This is a genomic window from Streptomyces sp. UH6 (assembly GCF_013421635.1).
GTDB lineage: Bacteria > Actinomycetota > Actinomycetes > Streptomycetales > Streptomycetaceae > Streptomyces > Streptomyces abyssomicinicus.
On sequence record NZ_JACADT010001342.1, the window covers coordinates 1 to 1,194 of the forward strand.

Here is a 1,194-nt window from a genome sequence, read left to right on the forward strand (position 1 = left end):
GCGACGCCGGGCGCGGCCAGCGGGGAGCGCGCCTGGGGGTCGGAGGTCTCCGAGGGCAGGACGCGGTCCACGCGCCAGGAGCCGTCCTCGTGCCGGGTGATGTCGGCGCCGAGCAGCCCCTGCCGCTCGTCGCCGCCGTGGCCGGTGGGGGTGACGTAGGCGTGCGAGGTGCCGAGTTCGCCCTGCACCTCCCACAGCAGGTCGACCAGGTCGTCGTGGGTGGCGAGGCGGCCGAGGACGGGGCGGTAGCGGTCGAGGACGGCCTGCCAGTCGACGCCGCCGAGGTCGGCGCGCCAGAAGTTGTCCCGCATCAGGCGGCCGGCCTCGTCGAACATCTGCCGCCACTCGGCGGCGGGGTCGACGAGCTGGTGGATCCTGCCGAGGTCCACGGCGACCTCGTCGTCGCCGGAGGCCCGCCGGTCACCGGGGACCACCTTGAGCCGTCCGCCGCTCCACAGCGCCAGCCGCTTGCCGTCGCCGCTGACCGCGTAGGAGTCGACGTCGTCGCCGAGGGTCTCCAGCCGCAGCTGGGCCAGGTCGTACCGCTCCAGCTCGCTCTTGGGCCCGGACTCGTCCGGGGTGGCGCGCGAGGCGCCGAGCACGCCCTCGACGGGGTGGCGCAGCCAGAGCACGCCGTCCTTGGCGGTGCGCAGCGCGCCGTAGCGGGCGGCCTCCACCGGGAAGGGCACGATCCGGTCGGCGAGGCCCTCCGGGTCGATCCGGGTGGCCGGGGTGCCCTCGCTCTCCGGCGTCTCGTCCTTGTCGGGGGCGTCCACCGGACGGCCGTGCCGCTGGGGGCCGAAGGGGGACGGCGTGACGGCGGCGAGGGTCATCAGGTAGGGGCGGTTGGTGCCGACGAAGGCCATGTCGAAGGCGTGTTCGTCGTAGACCGGGTCGAAGGCGCGCGCCGACAGGAAGGCGAGGTGCTTGCCGTCCGGGGTGAAGGCGGGCGAGAAGTCCTTGAACCGCAGCGGGGTCGCCTCGACCACCGAGAGGTCGGCGGTGTGGGCGAGCTTGAGCTGGGCCAGGTCGCCGACGCCCGGGTGGGACCAGGCCAGCCAGGCGGAGTCGGGCGAGAAGACCAGCCCGGAGCAGTGGCCGTTCTCGCTGCGGTCGGCCTCGCGGACCTCGCCGCCCTCCCGCTCGACCAGCAGCACCCGTCCGTCGTGGGAGGCGACGGCGAACCGGCCGCCG

The 1,194-nt window shown here is 75.1% G+C and carries 1 protein-coding gene; it reads right to left on the reverse strand.

All coding sequences use genetic code 11. The features are described 5' to 3' along the window. Nucleotides 1-1,194: PDZ domain-containing protein (locus HW445_RS31750; protein WP_180224222.1), on the reverse strand; the 1,194-nt coding region annotated here is incomplete at both ends.